Here is a 16,456-nt window from a genome sequence, read left to right as displayed (position 1 = left end):
GCGGTGGGGATGCCCAGGGCGGGGGGGCCAATGAGACCCATGACCCCGCCGAGCACGGCTTCGAGCCCACCGCTCTTCAGGATGTAGCCATCCGCCCCCGAAGCCTTCGTCTTTCCGTCCAACTCCGCCTCGGAGATGTCGGAATAGAGGACCAGCTTCGCGGTGACCTTCTTCTGCCGGCGGAGGTACTCCACGACGTCGTCGCCGAACATCTCCGGCATGTTGACGTCCATGAGGATGAGCGAGAACGGCCCCTCGGCGAGCTTCTGCTCGAGGCTGGCAAGGTCCTGCGCGCCGCTCGCCTGGTAGCCGGCGGCGGTGAGCGCCCGGACAGTGAGCTCCACCAGCATCGGGCTGTCATCAATGACCAGTACGCGCGACATCGTCCTCCTCAAGGGCTTCGCGGTAGAACCCTACACCTTTGGTGCAGCGCGGACCATCGAAACGGCGACCAGGCGGGCTGGTCGTCAGGTCCTCTTGACCGCTATTCATCGCCTCCGGATACTTTGGCGCCTTGACCACGACCACGACTCCCCTCCAGCGAGCACTCCGGATGGCTCCGGACCGCGCCTTGGCCGCCCAGGCCCGGCCGGAGCAGGAGTTCTTCTGCTTCCGCGTGGGCGACCTCCGCCTGGGCGTACCCAGTGAGAACGTGCTCGAAGTGCTTCGGGCCGGTCTGCTCACGCCCTTGCCCCGGACCCCGTCCTTCATCATGGGCGTCACCGGCCACCGGGGCGAGGTGCTTCCGGTGCTGGACCTGCTGCGCTTCCTCTCCAAGGGAGAGGCCCGCATCGGCCCGCGCACCCGCCTGTTCGTCGGCGTCACGGGCAGCTACGTGGCCGGCGTCGTCGCGGATACGGTGCTGGGTCTGCGCCGCATTCCCGTGGCGGACATCCTCCCACCGCCCCTGGGCGGCGACGCCGCGGCCGAGCACCTGCTGGGCGTGGTGCAGGCCAGCGGCAACCAGGAAGCCATCAACCTCCTCAACTTCTCCAAGCTGCTCCAGACGGCACGGCAGCGGGCGGTGGCGCGGTGAACGACGACGCCTTCCATGAGAAGGAGGAAGAGGTGGACCTCCTCTTCTTCGACATCGGCGCCACGCTCTACGGCACGGATGCGTCCCAGGTGCTGCGCATCGACCGCGCGCTGCCGGAGGACCTCACGCTGGCGGAGCTGGGCCTGCCCCACCGGGGCAACCGCGCCATCGTCTTCGACACCCCGGAGGGTGAAGCCCACCTCAAGGTGGACGCCGTGCACGGCGTGCGCTCCATCCCCGTCAATTCCTTGCGCCGGATGCCTCCCACGGCCGGCGCCGCAGCCTACGCAGTCGGTGTGTGCCTGGAAGAGGCCCGCACCGTGTTGCTCATCGATCTGGTCGAAACCGCAAGGACTCAAGGAAGGCACTGAGACACATGTCCCTGGACACCCCCAACGAGAAGCCCGCTGGCAAGGCTCGCGCCCGGAAGGCCCCCGCCTCCAAGGCCGGCGCCACGAACGCGGCGTCGACCCCTTCCTCCACGAAGGCCATCACCGACACGCTGCTGACGGTGCTGTCCGGCAACCTGCAGGCCCGCGTGCCCAAGGAGCTGGTCGGTGACTCCGGCGCGGAGCTGGCGCACCTGCTCAATCAGGTGCTGGACCAGTTCGCGGCCTCCGAGCACCGCAAGCACGTGGCGGCGCAGGAGATCGACCAGGCGCTGGACGCGCTCATCGGCCTGGTGCGCGAGGGCGACCTGTCCCGGTGGAACACCACCACCGAAGACCCGCAGCTCGGGCCCCTGCTGGAGGGCTTCGGCAAGGTCATCGAGACGCTGCGCACCTTCGTGCGGGAGATCAACGAGGCGGCGCTGAGGCTGTCCTCGTCCGCCAACCAGGTGCTGGCGGCCTCCACGCAGCATGAGACGTCCTCCACGGAGCAGGCGGCGGCCATCCACGAGACGACCGCCACCATGGAGGAGCTGAAGCACGCGTCGGCGCAGATCGCCGAGAACGCGGGCAGCGTGGCGCGCGTGGCGGAAGAGACGCTGGGCGCGGCGCGCGCGGGCCGGGGCGCCATTGGCGAGTTCATCCAGGCCATGCAGCAGATCCGCAGCGACGGCGTCGCGGTGGCGGACTCCATCGCGAAGCTGTCCAAGCGCGTGGAGCGCATCGGCACGGTGGTGGAGGTCATCGACGAGATCGCGGACCGCTCCGACCTGCTGGCGCTGAACGCGGCGCTGGAAGGCAGCCGCGCGGGGGAGGCCGGCAAGGGCTTCTCCATCGTCGCGGCGGAGATGCGGCGTCTGGCGGAGAACGTCCTGGACTCCACCAAGGAGATCAAGAACCTCATCACCGAGATTCGCGAGGCCACGGCCGCCGCGGCCGGCGCCGCCGAGGCGTCCAAGTCCGCCACGGAGTCCGGTGAGAAGCTGGGCGCGGTGGCGGCGCAGGCGGTGGAAGGCATCCTCGCCGGCGTCCAGGAGACGAGCGACGCGGCCCGCGTCATCAACCTCGCCACGCAGCAGCAGCGCACGGCCACCGAGCAGGTGGTGGCCTCCATGGCGGAGATCGAGGACGTGACGCGCCAGACGACGCAGGCCTCGAAGCAGGCCACGGGCGCGGCCGCGGAGCTGACGCAGTTGGCCGGACGGCTGGCCGAGCTCATCAAGCGGTTCAAGGCCGACTAGCGCTTCCTGGAAGGGGAGGGGCGTACGCCGGCCATGGACACCGAGGCTCTCAAGAAATCCCTCCTGAAGAAGTTCCAGGAGGTCACCGCCGACCGCCTCCAGAAGATTCAGCTGGGGGTATTGGACCTGGAGAAGGAGACCGCGGACCAGGCCGCGGAGGACGTCGCGCGCGAGCTGCACACGATGAAGGGCGAGGCCCGCATGTTGGGTCTGGCCGCCATCGGGCAGCTGGCGCACGCCGCCGAGGACGTCCTGCGCGCAGAGCGCGAGGGCAAGACGGCCACGGAGGTGGCCACCGACGTCTTGCTCAGGGCGTGCGACGTCCTCTCCGATCTCAACGAAGACCTGTCCGGCGCCAACACGGGCAACCCGGCCAGCGAGGAGATGGTCCGCATGCTCGCGGAAGTCTCCGGACAGACGCCGCCCGCCATCGCTGGCGCACGGCCCGTGGCGCCGCCTCCCGCGCCGCCGCCGGCCCCTGTCGCCGTGCCCGTGGTGGCACCGGCGGCTGTCGCCGCGCCGCCCGCGCCGGTGCAGGATCCGGTGGCAGCGCCCCCGACGCAGGCCCCCGTGGCCGAGCCGGGGGCGCACGCCGCTGCAGCCGCGCCTCACCCGGCTGCCGCGCATGGCCGTGACGAGGAGGCCCCGAGCGCCGCGAAGTCCGCGGTGGCCGACCGGAGCATCCGCGTCAACGTGGAGGTGCTCGACGCGCTGGGGTTGCTCGCGGGCGACCTGCTGGTGGAGAGCGCCCGCGGCCGGCTGCGCAGCTCGGAGACGGAGGCGTTGTTCGAGCGCTTCAGCCGCCTGGGGGACCGCTTCCTCCGGCTGGCGGAAGAAATCGACATCTCGAACGAGGTGCGTGAGCAGTTGGACCGCGTGGAGAGCGACCTCCACATGCTGCGCGACGACGCGTTCCGCTTCGTGCGCCGCAACGACGACGGCATCAACACGCTGCACGGCAACCTGGCGAAGATGGCGGACCACGTGGCCGAGGCCCGGTTGGTGCCGCTGTCCACCGTGTTCGACGCCTTCCCGCGCGCCGTTCGCGAGATGTCGCGCACGCAGGGCAAGGAAGTGGACCTGGTCATCGAGAACGCCGACATCGGCGTGGACCGGTCCATGCTGGGTGACGTACGCGACGCGCTGGTGCACCTGCTGCGCAACTCGGTGGACCACGGCGTGGAGTCCCCGGACACGCGCCAGCAACTGGGCAAGCCGCTCAACGGCCGCATCCGCATCCGCGTGCGCGTGGACGGCGACATGCTCCACATCGAGGTGGAGGACGACGGCCGCGGCATCGACCCGGAGCGGCTGCGTCAGGCGGCCATCTCCAAGCGCCTCATCAACGCGGTGCAGGCCGCTGCGCTGTCGGAGCGCGAGGCCATCGAGCTCATCTTCCGCCCCGGCTTCTCCACCCGCGACCAGGTCAGCGAGCTGTCTGGCCGTGGCGTGGGCATGGACGTGGTGAAGCGCAAGGTGGAGACGCTGGGCGGCTCGGTGGGCGTGAGCAGCCGAATCGGCCGTGGCTCCACCATCACCCTGCGCCTGCCGCAGTCGCTGGCGTTGATGAAGGTGCTGCTGGTGCGCCTGGGGGACGACGTCTACGGCATGCCCGCCGCGGACGTGGAAGCCGTCATGCGCGTCAAGCCGGATGACCGGCTGGAGATCTTCGGCACGCTGGCCGTGCGGCACCGTGGCAAGCCCACGGCGCTGGTGGCGCTGGGGCCGCTGTTGGGCCTCAACGGTGGCAATCGCTTCGACAAGCCACCCGCGGTGGTGGTGCGTCACGGCGAGGACCACGCGGCGCTGGTGGTGGACGGCTTCGTGGACGAGCGCGAAGTGGCCGTGAAGCCTTGCGGCGGCGAGTTCCTCAAGGCCGCGCCCTTCATCGCCGGCACCGCGGCGCTGGAGGACGGGCGCATCGCCGTGCTGCTCCATGTTCCGGACATCATGGCGGAGGTGCGCCGGATGGCCCGCCCCGTCACCCAGGCCCCCGCCGCCAAGCGCCTCCGGGTGCTGCTGGTGGACGACTCGCCCATTGCCCGCGCCACGGAAGGGGCGCTGGTGAAGGCGCTGGGGCACTCGGTGGAGGAAGCCCAGGACGGCGAAGAGGCCTACGTGAAGGTGCAGAACAACACCTACGACCTCATCCTCACGGACGTGCAGATGCCCAAGCTGGACGGGTTCTCGCTGGCGCGGCGGCTCAAGTCGACGCCCGCGGTGGCTCGCATTCCGGTCATCATCCTGTCGTCGCTCGCCTCGCCCGAGGACAAGCGGCGCGGGTTGGATGCCGGCGCGGACGCGTACCTCGTCAAGGGCGAGCTGGGCGTGGAGGTTCTCGCGCAGGCCATCGACCGGCTGACCTGAGGAGCCAGGCTTGGTCGGTGGCGCGGCAGTCGCAGGTATGGCGTTTCGGGTGCTCATGGTGGGCAAGGGGCTGCGTGCGCTCGCGGCCCGGGGCCTGTTCGATGGGGAATCCCTGGTGCCCGTGGGGCCGGCGGAGGTGGACTTCGCCGGCGCCCTGGTGGCCGTGCAGCGGCACTTCCCGGACGTGGTGCTGGTGGACCTGAGCGCGCTGGACGCGCTGCCCGCCATCGAGCACGTCATGGTGGAGCGGCCCGTGCCGGTGCTGGCGTTGCACCCCGGCGTGTTGTCCGGCCAGGAGGCCTTCCAGGCGATGGTGGCGGGCGCGCTGGACGTGCTGGAGCGTCCGGCGAACCCCGGGCCCGAGTTCTGGGCGCATGTGTCGCGCAAGCTGGTGCTGCTGGCGCAGGTGAAGGCGGTGCGGCAGGTGCAGACGCGGCCGCCACAGCAAGCGGCGCGTGAGGCGAAGCCGCCGCCTCCGTATCCGTTGGTGGCCATCGCCGCGTCCCTGGGCGGACCCAAGGCGGTGGCGCAGGTGCTGCGGATGATTCCGCGCGCCTTCCCGGCGCCCATCGCCTACTGCCAGCACATCAGCGACGGCTTCACGGAAGGGCTGGCGCACTGGCTGGCCAATGAAACGGCGCTGCGCGTGCTGGAGGCCGAACATGACGTGCTCATGGCGCCGGGCACGGTGTACATCGCTCCGTCGGGGAGTCACCTCTTGGTCAGACCGGAGGGCAGGTTGGAGCTGGACGCGGGCCCCGCGCTTCGCGGTTTCCGGCCGTCCTGTGACATGCTGCTGACTTCCGCGGGCGAGTCGTTTGGCTCGCGCTGCATCGGGGTCATCCTGACGGGCATGGGGCGCGATGGGGCGCGAGGGTTGAAGGAGATTCGAGAGCGCGGCGGTCGGACCATTGCCCAGGACGAAGCGTCGAGCGTCGTTTGGGGCATGCCGCGCGAGGCGGTGTTGATGGGCGCGGCGCACGAAGTGCTGCCACTGAGCCGGATTGGCGCGGCGCTGATGCAGTGGGTGGATGTGTGTTGACGGCGAGCCAGAAAGTCTTGCAGCAACTCGCCGCGCTGCTGCTGGAGCGCGCGGGACTGAAAATCACGCCGGATGGCTTCCACAGCCTCCGGCTGGCGCTGTCGGCGCGGATGCCCGTGCTGGGCCTGGAAGAGCCCGAGCACTACATCCAGCGCCTGACGGGCGCCGGTGGCGAAGAGGAGCTGCGCTCGCTGTTGCCGCTGGTGACGGTGGGGCACACGGAGTTCTTCCGCGACGCGAAGCAGTTCCGCGCGCTGGAGAAGAGCGTGCTGCCGGAGCTGGTGTCCCGTTCGCGGCGCGAGATGCGCAAGGTGTCCATCTGGTCCGCGGGCTGCGCGACGGGTGAGGAGCCCTACAGCCTGGCCATGGTGCTGGCGGAGCTGGGCGCGCTGTCGCTGGAGGTGGACCTGTGGGCCACCGACCTCAACCTGGCCGCGGTGGAGGCCGCGAAGCAGGGGCGCTTCACCTCGCGGCGGGCCATCAGCATCAACCAGGCGCGGCTGACGCGCTTCTTCAAGCCCGTGGAAGAGGGTTATGAGGCGCTGCCCGCGCTGCGTGAGTACATCCGCTTCGATGGACAGAATCTGGCGGTTCCCGTCTTCGACAAGGTGGCCCTGTCGTCGCTGGACCTCATCCTCTGCCGCAACGTCATCATCTACTTCGACCTGCCCACCATCCGCGGGTTGATGGACCGCTTCCTCGCCGCGCTGCGGCCGGGCGGGTTGTTGTTCCTGGGGTACTCGGAGAGCCTCTTCAAGGTCTACGACCGCTTCGAGATGATCGAAGTCGATGGGGCGTTCGTGTACCGCCGCCCGCTGAACGACAAGAGCATGCGGGCGCCGCCGCTGCGCATCACGCCGTATCCTGGCGAGCCCGATGTCGCCGCGCGCAGGCCCGTACCCGCGGACGCGTTCACCGCGGACCTGCGCAAGCGGATGCAGCCCGAGGACGTCCCGTTGACGACGCGGCTGCCCGCGGTGGCGTCGTCGTCGGTGGCGGCGCCTGGCTCGCCCAGCGTGACGCTGCCGGCGCTGGGTGCCTCTCCCAGTCCGCGTTCCGTGGTGCCGGGGCGGCTGCCCGCGGTGTCGCCTCACTCGCCGCTGCCGGCCATCGCCGCGCCGCTGCCTTCCAGCGTCGCGCGCTCGCGTGTCACCGCGGAGCTGCCCACGGTGGGGAGCGGGGACTCCGCCCGTCCGCGCATCACCACCGAGCTTCCGGCCGTGGCCCCCACGCCCCGCGCGGCCACCGTGGAGGTGCCCGCCTGGCCCACGCTGCTGCCTCCGGCGGAGCGGCTGGCCATGGCGGTGCGGAAGATGGCGCAGGGGGATTTCTCGGCGGCCATCGCTGGCGTGCAGCGGCTGCTCGCGGACGAGCCGAGTGACTTGGATGGGCTGCTGACGCTGGGCAACCTGTTCTCGCTCACCGGCCGCATCCCCGAGGCGCGCGAGGCCTTCGCGCAGGCCATTCAGCGCGAGCCGCTGTGCGTGGAGGCGCGGGTGTTCGGCGGGGTCGCCGCGTTGCAAGCAGGGGAGTTGAGCGAGGCGCGCTCCGAGCTGGCCAAGGCCCTGTTCCTGGAGCCCACGCTGGCCATTGGCCACTACCTGCTGGCGCAGGTGCACGAGCGCACGCAGGACCATGAGGCGGCCCGCCGCAGCTACCGCAACGCCATTGCCCAGCTTCGCTTCCCGCAGCGTCCCCTCGCGGGGCACTACCCGGAGATGCCGGACTCGGCGGATGCCATCTCTCGCGCGGCGCGTTACGCCCTGGCCGCGCTGGAGGAGCAGCCCCTGCGCTGAGGCAGGGGCCGCTTCCCCGGCTTCACGTCAGTCCAGGCTGCTCTTCACCTGGTCCAGGCTCTTGCTCGGGTCGAGCACGGCGCCGAACTTCTTCTGCAGGTAGCTCTTGGCCTGGCCGCGCAGCAGCATGCCAGGGTCGGTGCCCTCACCCTCGACGGCCTTGTCGGTGATGACGAACGAGGCATCCATCTGGATGCCCATCACCTTGCCGACGATTTTCGCGCCTTCCCCCTGCCAGTCCGCCTTCACGCCGTACTTGCCGCCCCAGTACTGGAGCAGCTGATCGACGCGCTGCTTGACCTCCTCCTTGGGGAGGGAGTGGGGGATATCGAACTTCATCATTCCCATGGCTGGCTCCTGATCTCGGTGTCCCGCTTCGTGCGTTTATCCGTGCCCGAGCGGGAATGGAACCGCCGTGTCACTTTTGGGCGCGCGGATGTCAACAGGCTTGCTCACGGGCCTGCCGTCTTGCGAACGCGCTTGAGCTTCACCGGTGGGTCCTCCGGGCGGCCCCAGCGCTCCAGGTAGGGGGCCAGGTTGTACTTGGCCGCCGTGCGCAGGGAGCTCATGGGCCGCACCTTGCCCAGCACCTGCCGCTCCTGGAAGGGGCGGTCATGCAGTCCCAGCACCCACATGAAGTTGGCGACGCTCGCGGGGTCCCTGCCATCCACCGCGTACTTGTCATTGAGGAACGCGATGCGTTGCAGCGCTTCCTTGGGGGATGGCGTCCACTCCAGGATTTTCTTCCCCCACAGCATGCGCAGGTAGTTGTGGATGCGGCCACGCTCCACCAGCTCGCGCTGGGCCGCGTTCCACAAGCCGTCCGCGGTCCGTGCTGTCTCCAATTGCTTCAAAGAATAGCGGTGCTCGCGCGCGTCTTTCTGGTGGCGGGTGAGCGTCTCCTTTGCCCACGGAGGCAGGGAGGCCACGGAGAGCTGCTGCGGCCCCGGCGTGTGGAAGCAGTAGTTGAAGCCCAGCTCACGGCGGACGAGCAGTTCCTCCAGGAAGCCCTGGACCGAAGCATCCTGCGCGCCGCGTGCGCGGATGGCGGCGCGCGCGGCTTCTCCCGCGAAGAGGTTGCCCCAGTGGAAGAAGGGGGACAGGTTGGACTGCCGCGCCAGGCCCGGGTCGTTGCGGCCTTCGTCATAGCCCTCCAACCGTTGGTGCACGAAGGCCTGGAGCGCCTCGAGGCCCGCTTTGCGTCCGCCGCGCTCCTGGATGGGCGCCACCGAATGGTCGAAGTCGAAGGCGTCCAGGGACTCGCGGGCCTCGCGAGCGTCCGACGTGGCGAAGTTCGGCTCCAGCTTGCGTCCGGCCGCGGCGGCCTTCACCGCGCGGTTGGGCACGGCGCGGTCCAGGTACTCCGGCCACAGCTTCTTCAGCTTGGGCCGCAAGGTATAGGCGCCAATCTGTCGCGTGGCGATGCGCTGCATGGGCACCACGCATGACGCATCCACGGCGAACAGCGGCACGTCCAGGGCCTTGGCGGCGCCACGCAGGTGGCCCGGGATGATGTACGTGGGGAACAGGTCTGACACGATGGCGGCGGCGCGCCGGCCGAGCTGGGCCAGCCGGGGACGGTGCTCCTTCGAGGTCCGGGGCAGCTCCAGCCAGTAGGGCAGCCCGCGCGCGGCGCAGCCGGTGGCCATGTCCATCATCCCCTCCAGGGCCCAGGCGTGGAGCCTGTCGGAGGCATGGGGGTAGTCCGGACGGATGGCCTGGTAGACGACGACGGGCAGGCCCAGGTGGTTGCCCAGGCCGATGGCGGCATCCAGCGCCTGGTTCTGCTCGGCGCGATGGTTGACCATGCACCAGTAGAGGACGAAGTCGCGGCGGCCGGAAGGAAGAGGGAGGTCCTTCACCACCTGGACGCGCGCCGAATCGACGCCGAGTTCGGACCACGAGAAGCCTTCAGGCATGGGGCCTCACTGATACGCGAGCCGCATTCGCGTCGCGGAGGAAAAGAAGTGCGTGGCTGTGAACGAGGGGACAGCGAAGGTCGGATGGCGCTCCAATTTCCGACACCCGAGGACAGGTTGTGGTTTTCTCCCGTCCGGCCGGACCGAAGGAGTCCTTGCGTGTCATCATTGAGAAGCTGGAGCTATCTCCCCATCACCGCCCTCGCTCTCGCGCTGGTCCTTCCGGAGCCCGCGAAGGCGCAGGCTGACGGAACCTATCCATCCCCGGGGTCTGCGCAGCCTCCGTCTGCCCCCGCGGGTTATGCGGCCCCTCCGCAGCCCACGTATCGCCAGACGGCGCCGCAGCAGCCCGCGGACTCGTACGCGCAGCCGCCGCAGACGCAGACGCAGCAACCTGCGGACCCATACGCGCAGCCGCCGGCGTCCGCGCAGCCCGCGGACCCGTATGCGCAGCCGCCGCAGACGCAGCAGCCGGTGGACCCGTATGCGCAGCCGCAGACGCAGCAGCCGTCAGCGGATCCATATGCGCAACCGCCGCAGTCCACGCAGCCCGCGGACCCGTACGCGCAGCCGCAGCAGCCGGTTGACCCGTATGCGCAGCCGCAGCCGCAGCAGAGCTACCCCCCGGCGCAGAACGCCTATCCCCCTTCGGATGCGCAGGACCCGGCTCGCTACCCGGGTGACACCGCGACGGCGAGCGACGCGCCCACGCTGCCTCCGGATCCGGACTCGCTGCGGACGAAGCCGCAGTCGCCGCTGACGCCGGACGACCGGGCCACGGCGAAGCGGGGCGTGCCTCCCGTCGAGGACACCGGGGTGATGCTGGACGGCAGGCCGCGCCAGGGCCCGTTCCTCTCCGGTCCGGGCAGCTTCAGCTTCATCGTGCATCACACGACGCTGGGCGCGCTGGGTGGCTTCTTCACGCAGGCGTTCGCCAGCGACTTCAACTTCGACAAGAGCTCGCGTGAGGCGATGCTGGCGGGCACTCTCATTGGCGCGGGCCTGGGTTTCGGTGCCTCGTCGTGGTGGCAGTTCAACAACTGGGTGGACCGCCCCATGGCCACTTTCGGCATCGCCAACTCGGTGGTGGGCGGCATGTTCACCGCGGGCCTGATGGACCTCTTCACGCAGGACGCGGGCGTCCTCACGTGGTCCGCCTTCCTGGGCGCGGAGCTGGGCGCGTGGCTCACGGCGGGCATTGGCGGTGGCCAGCTTCCGCTCAACGACGGCTTGCTGATTTCGTCCGGTGCGGGCTGGGGCGCGGCCTACGCGGCGCTGCTGTTGGCCATCATCCACTTCTCCGGGACGCCCGTGTCCGGCAAGACGTGGCGGGACACGCTGCTGCTGGCGCCGGGCATCGGAGCGGGCGCGCTGGCGCTGGCCACCATGCGTTACAACCCGACGCCGTCCCAGATCGTCCGAGCCAACATCTTCGGCGGCGGCGTGGGCGCGGTGGTGCTGCTCCTCTCCGGCCTGGTGCTGGGTGGTTTCGATCAGTCCACGCCGTACGTCCTGTCGTTCCTCGGTTCGGCGGGGGCCATCACCACGGTGAGCCTGCTGTGGGAGGAGAGCGTGGACCGCTCCGCCCTGAAGATGGCTGGCCGCTCAGAGAAGGACCGGCCGTACACGAACGTCTGGTGGTAGACGAGGCCTAGGGCAACCAGGCGCGCGCCATGGCACGGCGGGGCAGGAGGCACCACCTTCCTCCCGACATGGCGCGCGTCAATCCATTTTCGGCCCTTCTTGGCTCGCTGGATTCCTCGCTGGAGCCCAGCGGCTACGTGCCGCGTGGCAATGCGGTGCCCCAGCCGTCACACGTTCGCCCCCTTCTGGAGGCGGCCAATCCCACGGCGGAGCTGCGGCGCCTGCGGGACTCGGGCGCGCTGCTGAGGGACACACGCCCCGCGATGTACCTGGTGGAGGTGCAGGGACCCGCTGGCAAGCTCGGCGGCCCGCCGGTGCGCTTCCTCCTGTGTGCCCTGAATCCGGATGCGGGCGCCTCGCTGGAGCATGACCCTTACCGGCCCAGGGCTTGGGAAGCGGAGCCCGCTGTCACGCTGACCGCGGATGACCATGGCGTGCTGCGCGGACTGCTCGCGGAGGCTTCTGCGCGCGCCATCGTCGTGTGGGAAGGGCGCTACGGACAGAACACCCTGTCGCTGCGGCGCATCGAGCCTTCTCCCGTGTCGAAGCGGCTCCAGGCCGTGCTGGATGAAGCGCCCATGCGCCCGCTGGCGGCGTTGGATGAGCGCGGCCCGACGCTGGCGGCCGTCGTTCCCCTGTCCGACCCGGGCCTGGAGTTGCTGCCCATCCACCGCGCGCTCAAGGGCGTGGAGACCTTCAAGGAGGAGACGTTCCTCACGCTGGTGACGGCGTATGCGCGCGTCTACGAGCTGGATGAGCCCTTGAACACTCCGCGCGGTCTGGCGGTGGCGCGAGAGCGACTGGCCACGCTCATCACCGGGCACCACGCCGTGCTGCTGGTATTGCCGGGAGGGCGAGGCCGCATCCTCCGGTTTCGGCAGGGGTTGGACCTGGCGCACCTGAAGGGGGCGCCGCGCAATCCCACGTTGCGGAGCCTGGACCTGGCGCTGCTGAACGCGCTGGTGCTGCGGACCGTGCTGGGCATCAAGGATCCGGAGGCGCCGGGGCACTCGCAGGTGTTTCCGGTGCAGGGGCTGGAGTCGCTGGTGCAGGGCGTGGAGTCGGGGATGTTTCAGGCGGGCTTCGCCCTCAATCCGCCGCCGCTGTGGGAGGTGCGCGCGGTGATGGAGGCGCAGGCGACGCTGCCACCCAGCACACTTCGCGTCGAACCGTTGCCACCGGCGGGGCTGCTTTACCTGGACCGGGAAGCCTGACCTCCTGGCGTGCGGGTCCTGAGCCCAAGCTCGCCGGAGGACAAACCCCGGCGTGTTCCGCTCGAACTCCAGCCAAGGCTGGGGAGACGCTGGACTCGATTTGCGGCGGGGGGCCGGGTGCTGCAACGCCGTCAGGGATACCGCTTCACGTTGGACCCACTGCTGCTGGCGCACTTCGCCATGGACGAAGGCGCGGCGCAGTGGGGCCGGCTGATGGACATGGGCACCGGGTGCGGAATCATCCCCCTGGTGCTCGCGCGCAAGCTGGGACGCAAGGACATCACCGCGCTGGAGCTTCAGGCGCGCCTGTTCTCCCTGGCCGAGCGGAACGTGTACCTCAACCGGTGCGAGCGCGAGGTGTCCCTGGTGCATGGAGACCTGCGCCGGGTGGGGATGCAGTTCGCCGCGGGCAGCTTCGCGCACGTGCTGTGCAATCCGCCGTACCGGACGCAGGACTCGGGGCGCAGCAGCGTGTCCATGGAGAAGGCGATTGCGCGGCACGAGTTGGCGTGCGAGCTTCAGGACGTGGTACGGGCGGCGGACCACCTGCTGGTGCCGCGAGGCGCGCTGTTCATGGTGTACCCGGCGTCACGGTTTGGCGAGCTGACGTCTGTGCTGCGGCTCCACCGGATGGAGCCGCGTACCGCGCGGTGGGTGCATCCGCTGGTGGACCGGCCCGCGAAGCTGGTGCTGCTCCATGCCGTCAAGGCGGGCAGGGCGGACCTGACGGTACTGCCGCCCCTGGTGCTTCATGGGGATGACGAGCACGCGTTCACGGACGAGGTAAACGCGATGCTGATGTGAAGTACGAGGCGGTGAGGGAGAACCTTGCCACGCTGCTGGCGGAGGCGAGCGACGTGGGGCGTGGCCTGCCCCGGTACGTGGAGCGGGACTTCGCCAGGTGCTTGGAGTGCGGCGTGCTGGTGCACGGATTCGCGCGAGTGCGCTGCGAGAGTTGTAATGACGAACTGCTCGTCGCCTTCTCGTGCAAGGGTCGAGGGGGGTGTCCCTCCTGCAACGCGAAGCGGGCGCAGGTGATGGCGGTGCACCTGGTGGAGCGGGTGCTGCCGCACGTGCCCTACCGTCACGGGCGATTCTGGAGCACCTGGGCTTGCCCCCGGCCTGTGCGAGGTTGGCCCCGGCACGAGGGCCTCCTCATGCCGCGTGGTGTTGAGGCGCAAGACAGCCACCAAGCCGGCAGCCCCTGCCACGCACCTGATGGGAGCGCGGCCTGGGCAGGCGTGTACCCCAAGGGGGTTCAAGCGTTCTGTCCACCGGCCGGGAGCATCGCTCGGGAGGCCCCGTCAGCGGCCCTCCTCGGCCCCTCCGCTCCAGCCCTCACCCTCAACAGGGCCTCTATCCCGCCTATACGTAGCCGAGAGGCCAAGGATTGGCGGTTTCCCTCCTAGGTGGGTTCTCCCTAGAATGGGGCCGCACGTCTGGACTGGTGACGGGGCGCGACGTCTCCCTGACGGCGAGGAACATCCTGCATGGGTTCATCCAAGGGAGGTAATATTCGGGGCTTCAGTGGCGCGAAGGGGCGCCTCCTTCCGCAACTGGCGCCGCTGGCCGCATTTACGGGCGAGGTCTCCCCGCCCGGTATTGGCGTGGAGTCGTTGGTGTCCCGCTTCGCCCCGCTCAACCCTCGTGGGCCACTGCCGCCGTCCATCTCCAACCACCTCGTCAAGGAGGTGTACAAGTTCCACAAGACGTGGCCGAGCCGGGTGCTGAGCCTCGCGGGCCACCGGTCCGGGTCTGACTCTGATGGACAGATGCGGAAGCAGTTGGACGACCCGGACTTCCGCCGGAAGCTGGAGACCTTGGTGCTCTTCAGGTCGCGCTCCGGCATGGTGGTGGATGCTTGCTTCCATCGTCTGCTCTACGGTTACCTGCGTGACTCGCGAGGCCAGAAGGTTTATGCCGACGTCATCAGCCAAGCGCAGGTCCCTCGCGGGGACGCGTTGTTCCTGGACCCAGCGAAGTTCCGGGACGCCGTCGCGGGATTGAGGAGGAGGCAGGCGACTGTCGTCATACAGCCGGGTGGCCGCGATGAGGCGCTCGCGCTCTTCGCTTTGGCCTTCGGGCTACTCCAGCCCGATAGTGCGGCGAGCTTCGTCCGAGTCCTGCTCCCGCTGGGCAGCGGCTTCGCTAGGTACTTCGAAGTCCAGCAGGCCGCGTCGAAGAACGTCCTCGCAGGAGCACCCTCCCTGCCTCCTGGCGTGGGGGTGCTCCCGTCCCAGGCGCTGGCGGCACCGCCTCCCGTCTCGCGGCTCACCCGCGCCCTCCAAGCCCTGCCCGCCCCCCAAAGTGTCCCCGTGGGCCCGCTGGTCCCAGAGACCCCTGCCGCAGGCGCCTCTCAGCCTGGATCGCTCCCTTCCGCTACGCCCCCCGTAACCGAGCCGCCTCTCGTCGAATTCCCTGCGAAGCCTGTCGCACAGGCCCCGGTGGTAACCGCTCCAGAGCCACCTCTGCCGACCCCGGCGGTGTCCGAGGCGGCGCCCGAGCCGCATCTACTCGTTCCGGAGTTGGCGGGGATGAGCGCGGCAGCTCCCGACCCGGCGGATAACGAGCATTGGCAGATCATCGAGTCCTGTGCCTCGCAGCTTCTCTCGGCGTACGAGGAACTCCAGCGGTACTCAGCCCAGTTCGAGCAGCTCCAGCAGGAGCACAACGCCCAGTTCGACGCCATGGACACGGCGGGAATCGAGCTCACCCAAGAGCGCATCAAGAACCTCATCCCCCTGCGGCGCGGAGCCCAGGACAGGGTAAAGGCCGCGTGCGACGGGCTTGAGCAGCAGCTCGAGCGGCTGCGCATGGTCCTGGAGGCGGAGGGCGTCGGCGGTTCGGCGTCCCTGCCGGATCGCATCCGGGAACTCATCTCGAAGGCCCGGCAGTCCTCCGACCCGGAGGTCGCGCAGAAGCTTCAGGAGTGCGCGGCCGAAGTCCGTACCCACCTGCGCGACGCGCGCGGGCGGGCGCTCTATAGCCTAGAGGAGCAGCTCCAGGAGGCCTGTGCGCGGCTTGAGGGCCTCGGCGCACCCAGGCCCGAGCTGAGGGCCATTTTGGAGGCACGCCCGTACCTCGACTGGTCCCTCGAGCGTGGCCAAGCCCGGCTGAAGAACGAGCTGGCGATGTTGGAGACGCTCATCGCGGAGAGCAAGCACGTGCGGGCGCTTGAGTCACTGGGCCTGCTCGACCAGCGGCTCGACGCGTCCACGGAGCTCAGCCTCCCGGAGCTTGAGGAACTCACCCTACGGCTGGAGCAGGTGGCCGAGGCGGGGGAGCAGGCGCGGTTGCCAGGAATCGCCATGCGCCTGGCGCAGCGCATCGCCACCGCCCACCTCTCGTTTAGGAATGCCCTGACTCTGTGGCACCGGACGGTGAGCTGCGTCTGGGACGACGGCTCCGCGGCGAGTCGGCTGGCCGTCGTCATCACCACGCTGCCCCGGCCGCCTTCGTCCATAGCGCCCGCCGAGCTGAGGGACGATGCTGAGCTGCTGCTGCTTGATGCCGACCATGCGGGAGAGGACCCTGCGGACTTCTGGCCCGTTCTGAATGGGCTGGTCGCTGGGGGCCAGCCCGCGTGGGCTCAGGCCTTCTTCGCGTGCCTTTGGTCCGACCGCCCGCCCCCAATGGCGCTGGCGCGCTGGTGGGGCTTCACCGGGGGCGAGGGGCTGACGGAGGAGCGGGTCGACGATGTTATCTCCGTGCTGCCGGAGTTGGAGGCGTACGCGGTCCGCTGCTGGGCCGAGCAGCAGCTGTCTCTTATACACAACTCCGAGCCCACGAGACGCTCATGAAGCTCGTA

14 protein-coding genes and 1 pseudogene are annotated in these 16,456 nt (G+C 69.6%); 11 read left to right on the top strand and 4 right to left on the bottom strand.

The window, feature by feature from the left end:
- The coding region (locus FL344_RS35805; protein ID WP_141592873.1) for a response regulator at positions 1–383 on the bottom strand (383 nt) is incomplete at its 3' end.
- Positions 361–528, bottom strand: a complete 168-nt coding sequence (locus FL344_RS35800; RefSeq protein ID WP_153881193.1) for a hypothetical protein — start codon at positions 526–528, stop codon at positions 361–363. The genes FL344_RS35805 and FL344_RS35800, both read right to left, overlap by 23 nt.
- Before the next feature lie 25 nt (positions 529–553).
- Between FL344_RS35800 and FL344_RS35795 the strand changes: the two genes are divergently transcribed.
- Genes FL344_RS35795 through FL344_RS35770 form a run of 6 tightly spaced genes read left to right on the top strand, consistent with a single transcriptional unit; the run spans position 554 to position 7,871 of the window.
- A complete protein-coding gene (locus FL344_RS35795; RefSeq protein WP_011554146.1) occupies positions 554–1,036 on the top strand; it encodes a chemotaxis protein CheW in 483 nt (160 codons plus the stop codon).
- Entirely contained in the window at positions 1,033–1,407 is a 375-nt protein-coding gene (locus tag FL344_RS35790; protein WP_020478840.1) for a CheW domain-containing protein, read from the top strand. The genes FL344_RS35795 and FL344_RS35790 overlap by 4 nt, the downstream gene beginning before the upstream one ends.
- Positions 1,408–1,412: 5 nt before the next feature.
- Entirely contained in the window at positions 1,413–2,666 is a 1,254-nt protein-coding gene (locus tag FL344_RS35785) for a methyl-accepting chemotaxis protein (RefSeq protein WP_141621677.1), read from the top strand.
- A gap of 33 nt (positions 2,667–2,699) precedes the next feature.
- Complete coding sequence (locus FL344_RS35780) at positions 2,700–5,033, top strand: hybrid sensor histidine kinase/response regulator (RefSeq protein WP_141621676.1); 2,334 nt, start codon at positions 2,700–2,702, stop codon at positions 5,031–5,033.
- A 37-nt stretch (positions 5,034–5,070) separates the two neighbouring features.
- Positions 5,071–6,075, top strand: a complete 1,005-nt coding sequence (locus FL344_RS35775) for a chemotaxis protein CheB (RefSeq protein ID WP_141621675.1) — start codon at positions 5,071–5,073, stop codon at positions 6,073–6,075.
- A complete protein-coding gene (locus FL344_RS35770) occupies positions 6,069–7,871 on the top strand; it encodes a protein-glutamate O-methyltransferase (protein ID WP_141621674.1) in 1,803 nt (600 codons plus the stop codon). The genes FL344_RS35775 and FL344_RS35770 overlap by 7 nt, the downstream gene beginning before the upstream one ends.
- Before the next feature lie 27 nt (positions 7,872–7,898).
- Here the strand turns inward: FL344_RS35770 and FL344_RS35765 are convergent, their stop codons facing one another.
- Positions 7,899–8,219, bottom strand: a complete 321-nt coding sequence (locus FL344_RS35765; protein WP_140792507.1) for a polyhydroxyalkanoic acid system family protein — start codon at positions 8,217–8,219, stop codon at positions 7,899–7,901.
- 104 nt (positions 8,220–8,323) lie between these two features.
- The gene (locus tag FL344_RS35760; protein ID WP_141621673.1) at positions 8,324–9,790 is read right to left on the bottom strand and encodes a deoxyribodipyrimidine photo-lyase; all 1,467 of its coding nucleotides are present in this window, start codon (positions 9,788–9,790) and stop codon (positions 8,324–8,326) included.
- A gap of 168 nt (positions 9,791–9,958) precedes the next feature.
- Here FL344_RS35760 and FL344_RS35755 point away from each other — a divergent pair, with 168 nt between their 5' ends.
- The 5 genes and pseudogenes from FL344_RS35755 to FL344_RS35735 all read left to right on the top strand — a co-directional run bounded on the left by FL344_RS35755 (position 9,959) and on the right by FL344_RS35735 (position 16,448).
- A complete protein-coding gene (locus tag FL344_RS35755) occupies positions 9,959–11,434 on the top strand; it encodes a hypothetical protein (protein WP_141621679.1) in 1,476 nt (491 codons plus the stop codon).
- A 68-nt stretch (positions 11,435–11,502) separates the two neighbouring features.
- Positions 11,503–12,648 carry a DUF1015 family protein gene (locus tag FL344_RS35750; RefSeq protein ID WP_194858567.1) on the top strand — a complete coding sequence of 382 codons (1,146 nt, stop codon included), beginning with the start codon at positions 11,503–11,505 and terminating at the stop codon, positions 12,646–12,648.
- Positions 12,649–12,765: 117 nt separating this feature from the next.
- Complete coding sequence (locus FL344_RS35745; protein ID WP_141621678.1) at positions 12,766–13,452, top strand: tRNA1(Val) (adenine(37)-N6)-methyltransferase; 687 nt, start codon at positions 12,766–12,768, stop codon at positions 13,450–13,452.
- 56 nt (positions 13,453–13,508) lie between these two features.
- Positions 13,509–13,676: pseudogene (locus tag FL344_RS39575) on the top strand (transposase zinc-binding domain-containing protein); the annotation flags it as partial.
- A 462-nt stretch (positions 13,677–14,138) separates the two neighbouring features.
- A complete protein-coding gene (locus FL344_RS35735) occupies positions 14,139–16,448 on the top strand; it encodes a hypothetical protein (RefSeq protein WP_141621672.1) in 2,310 nt (769 codons plus the stop codon).
- Positions 16,449–16,456 lie beyond the last annotated feature (8 nt).

This window comes from Myxococcus sp. AB036A, from assembly GCF_006547355.1.
In the GTDB taxonomy this organism is placed as follows: Bacteria; Myxococcota; Myxococcia; order Myxococcales; family Myxococcaceae; genus Myxococcus; species Myxococcus virescens.
Note: the sequence above shows the minus strand (reverse complement) of the source record. Positions and strands in the feature narration are given on the sequence as shown.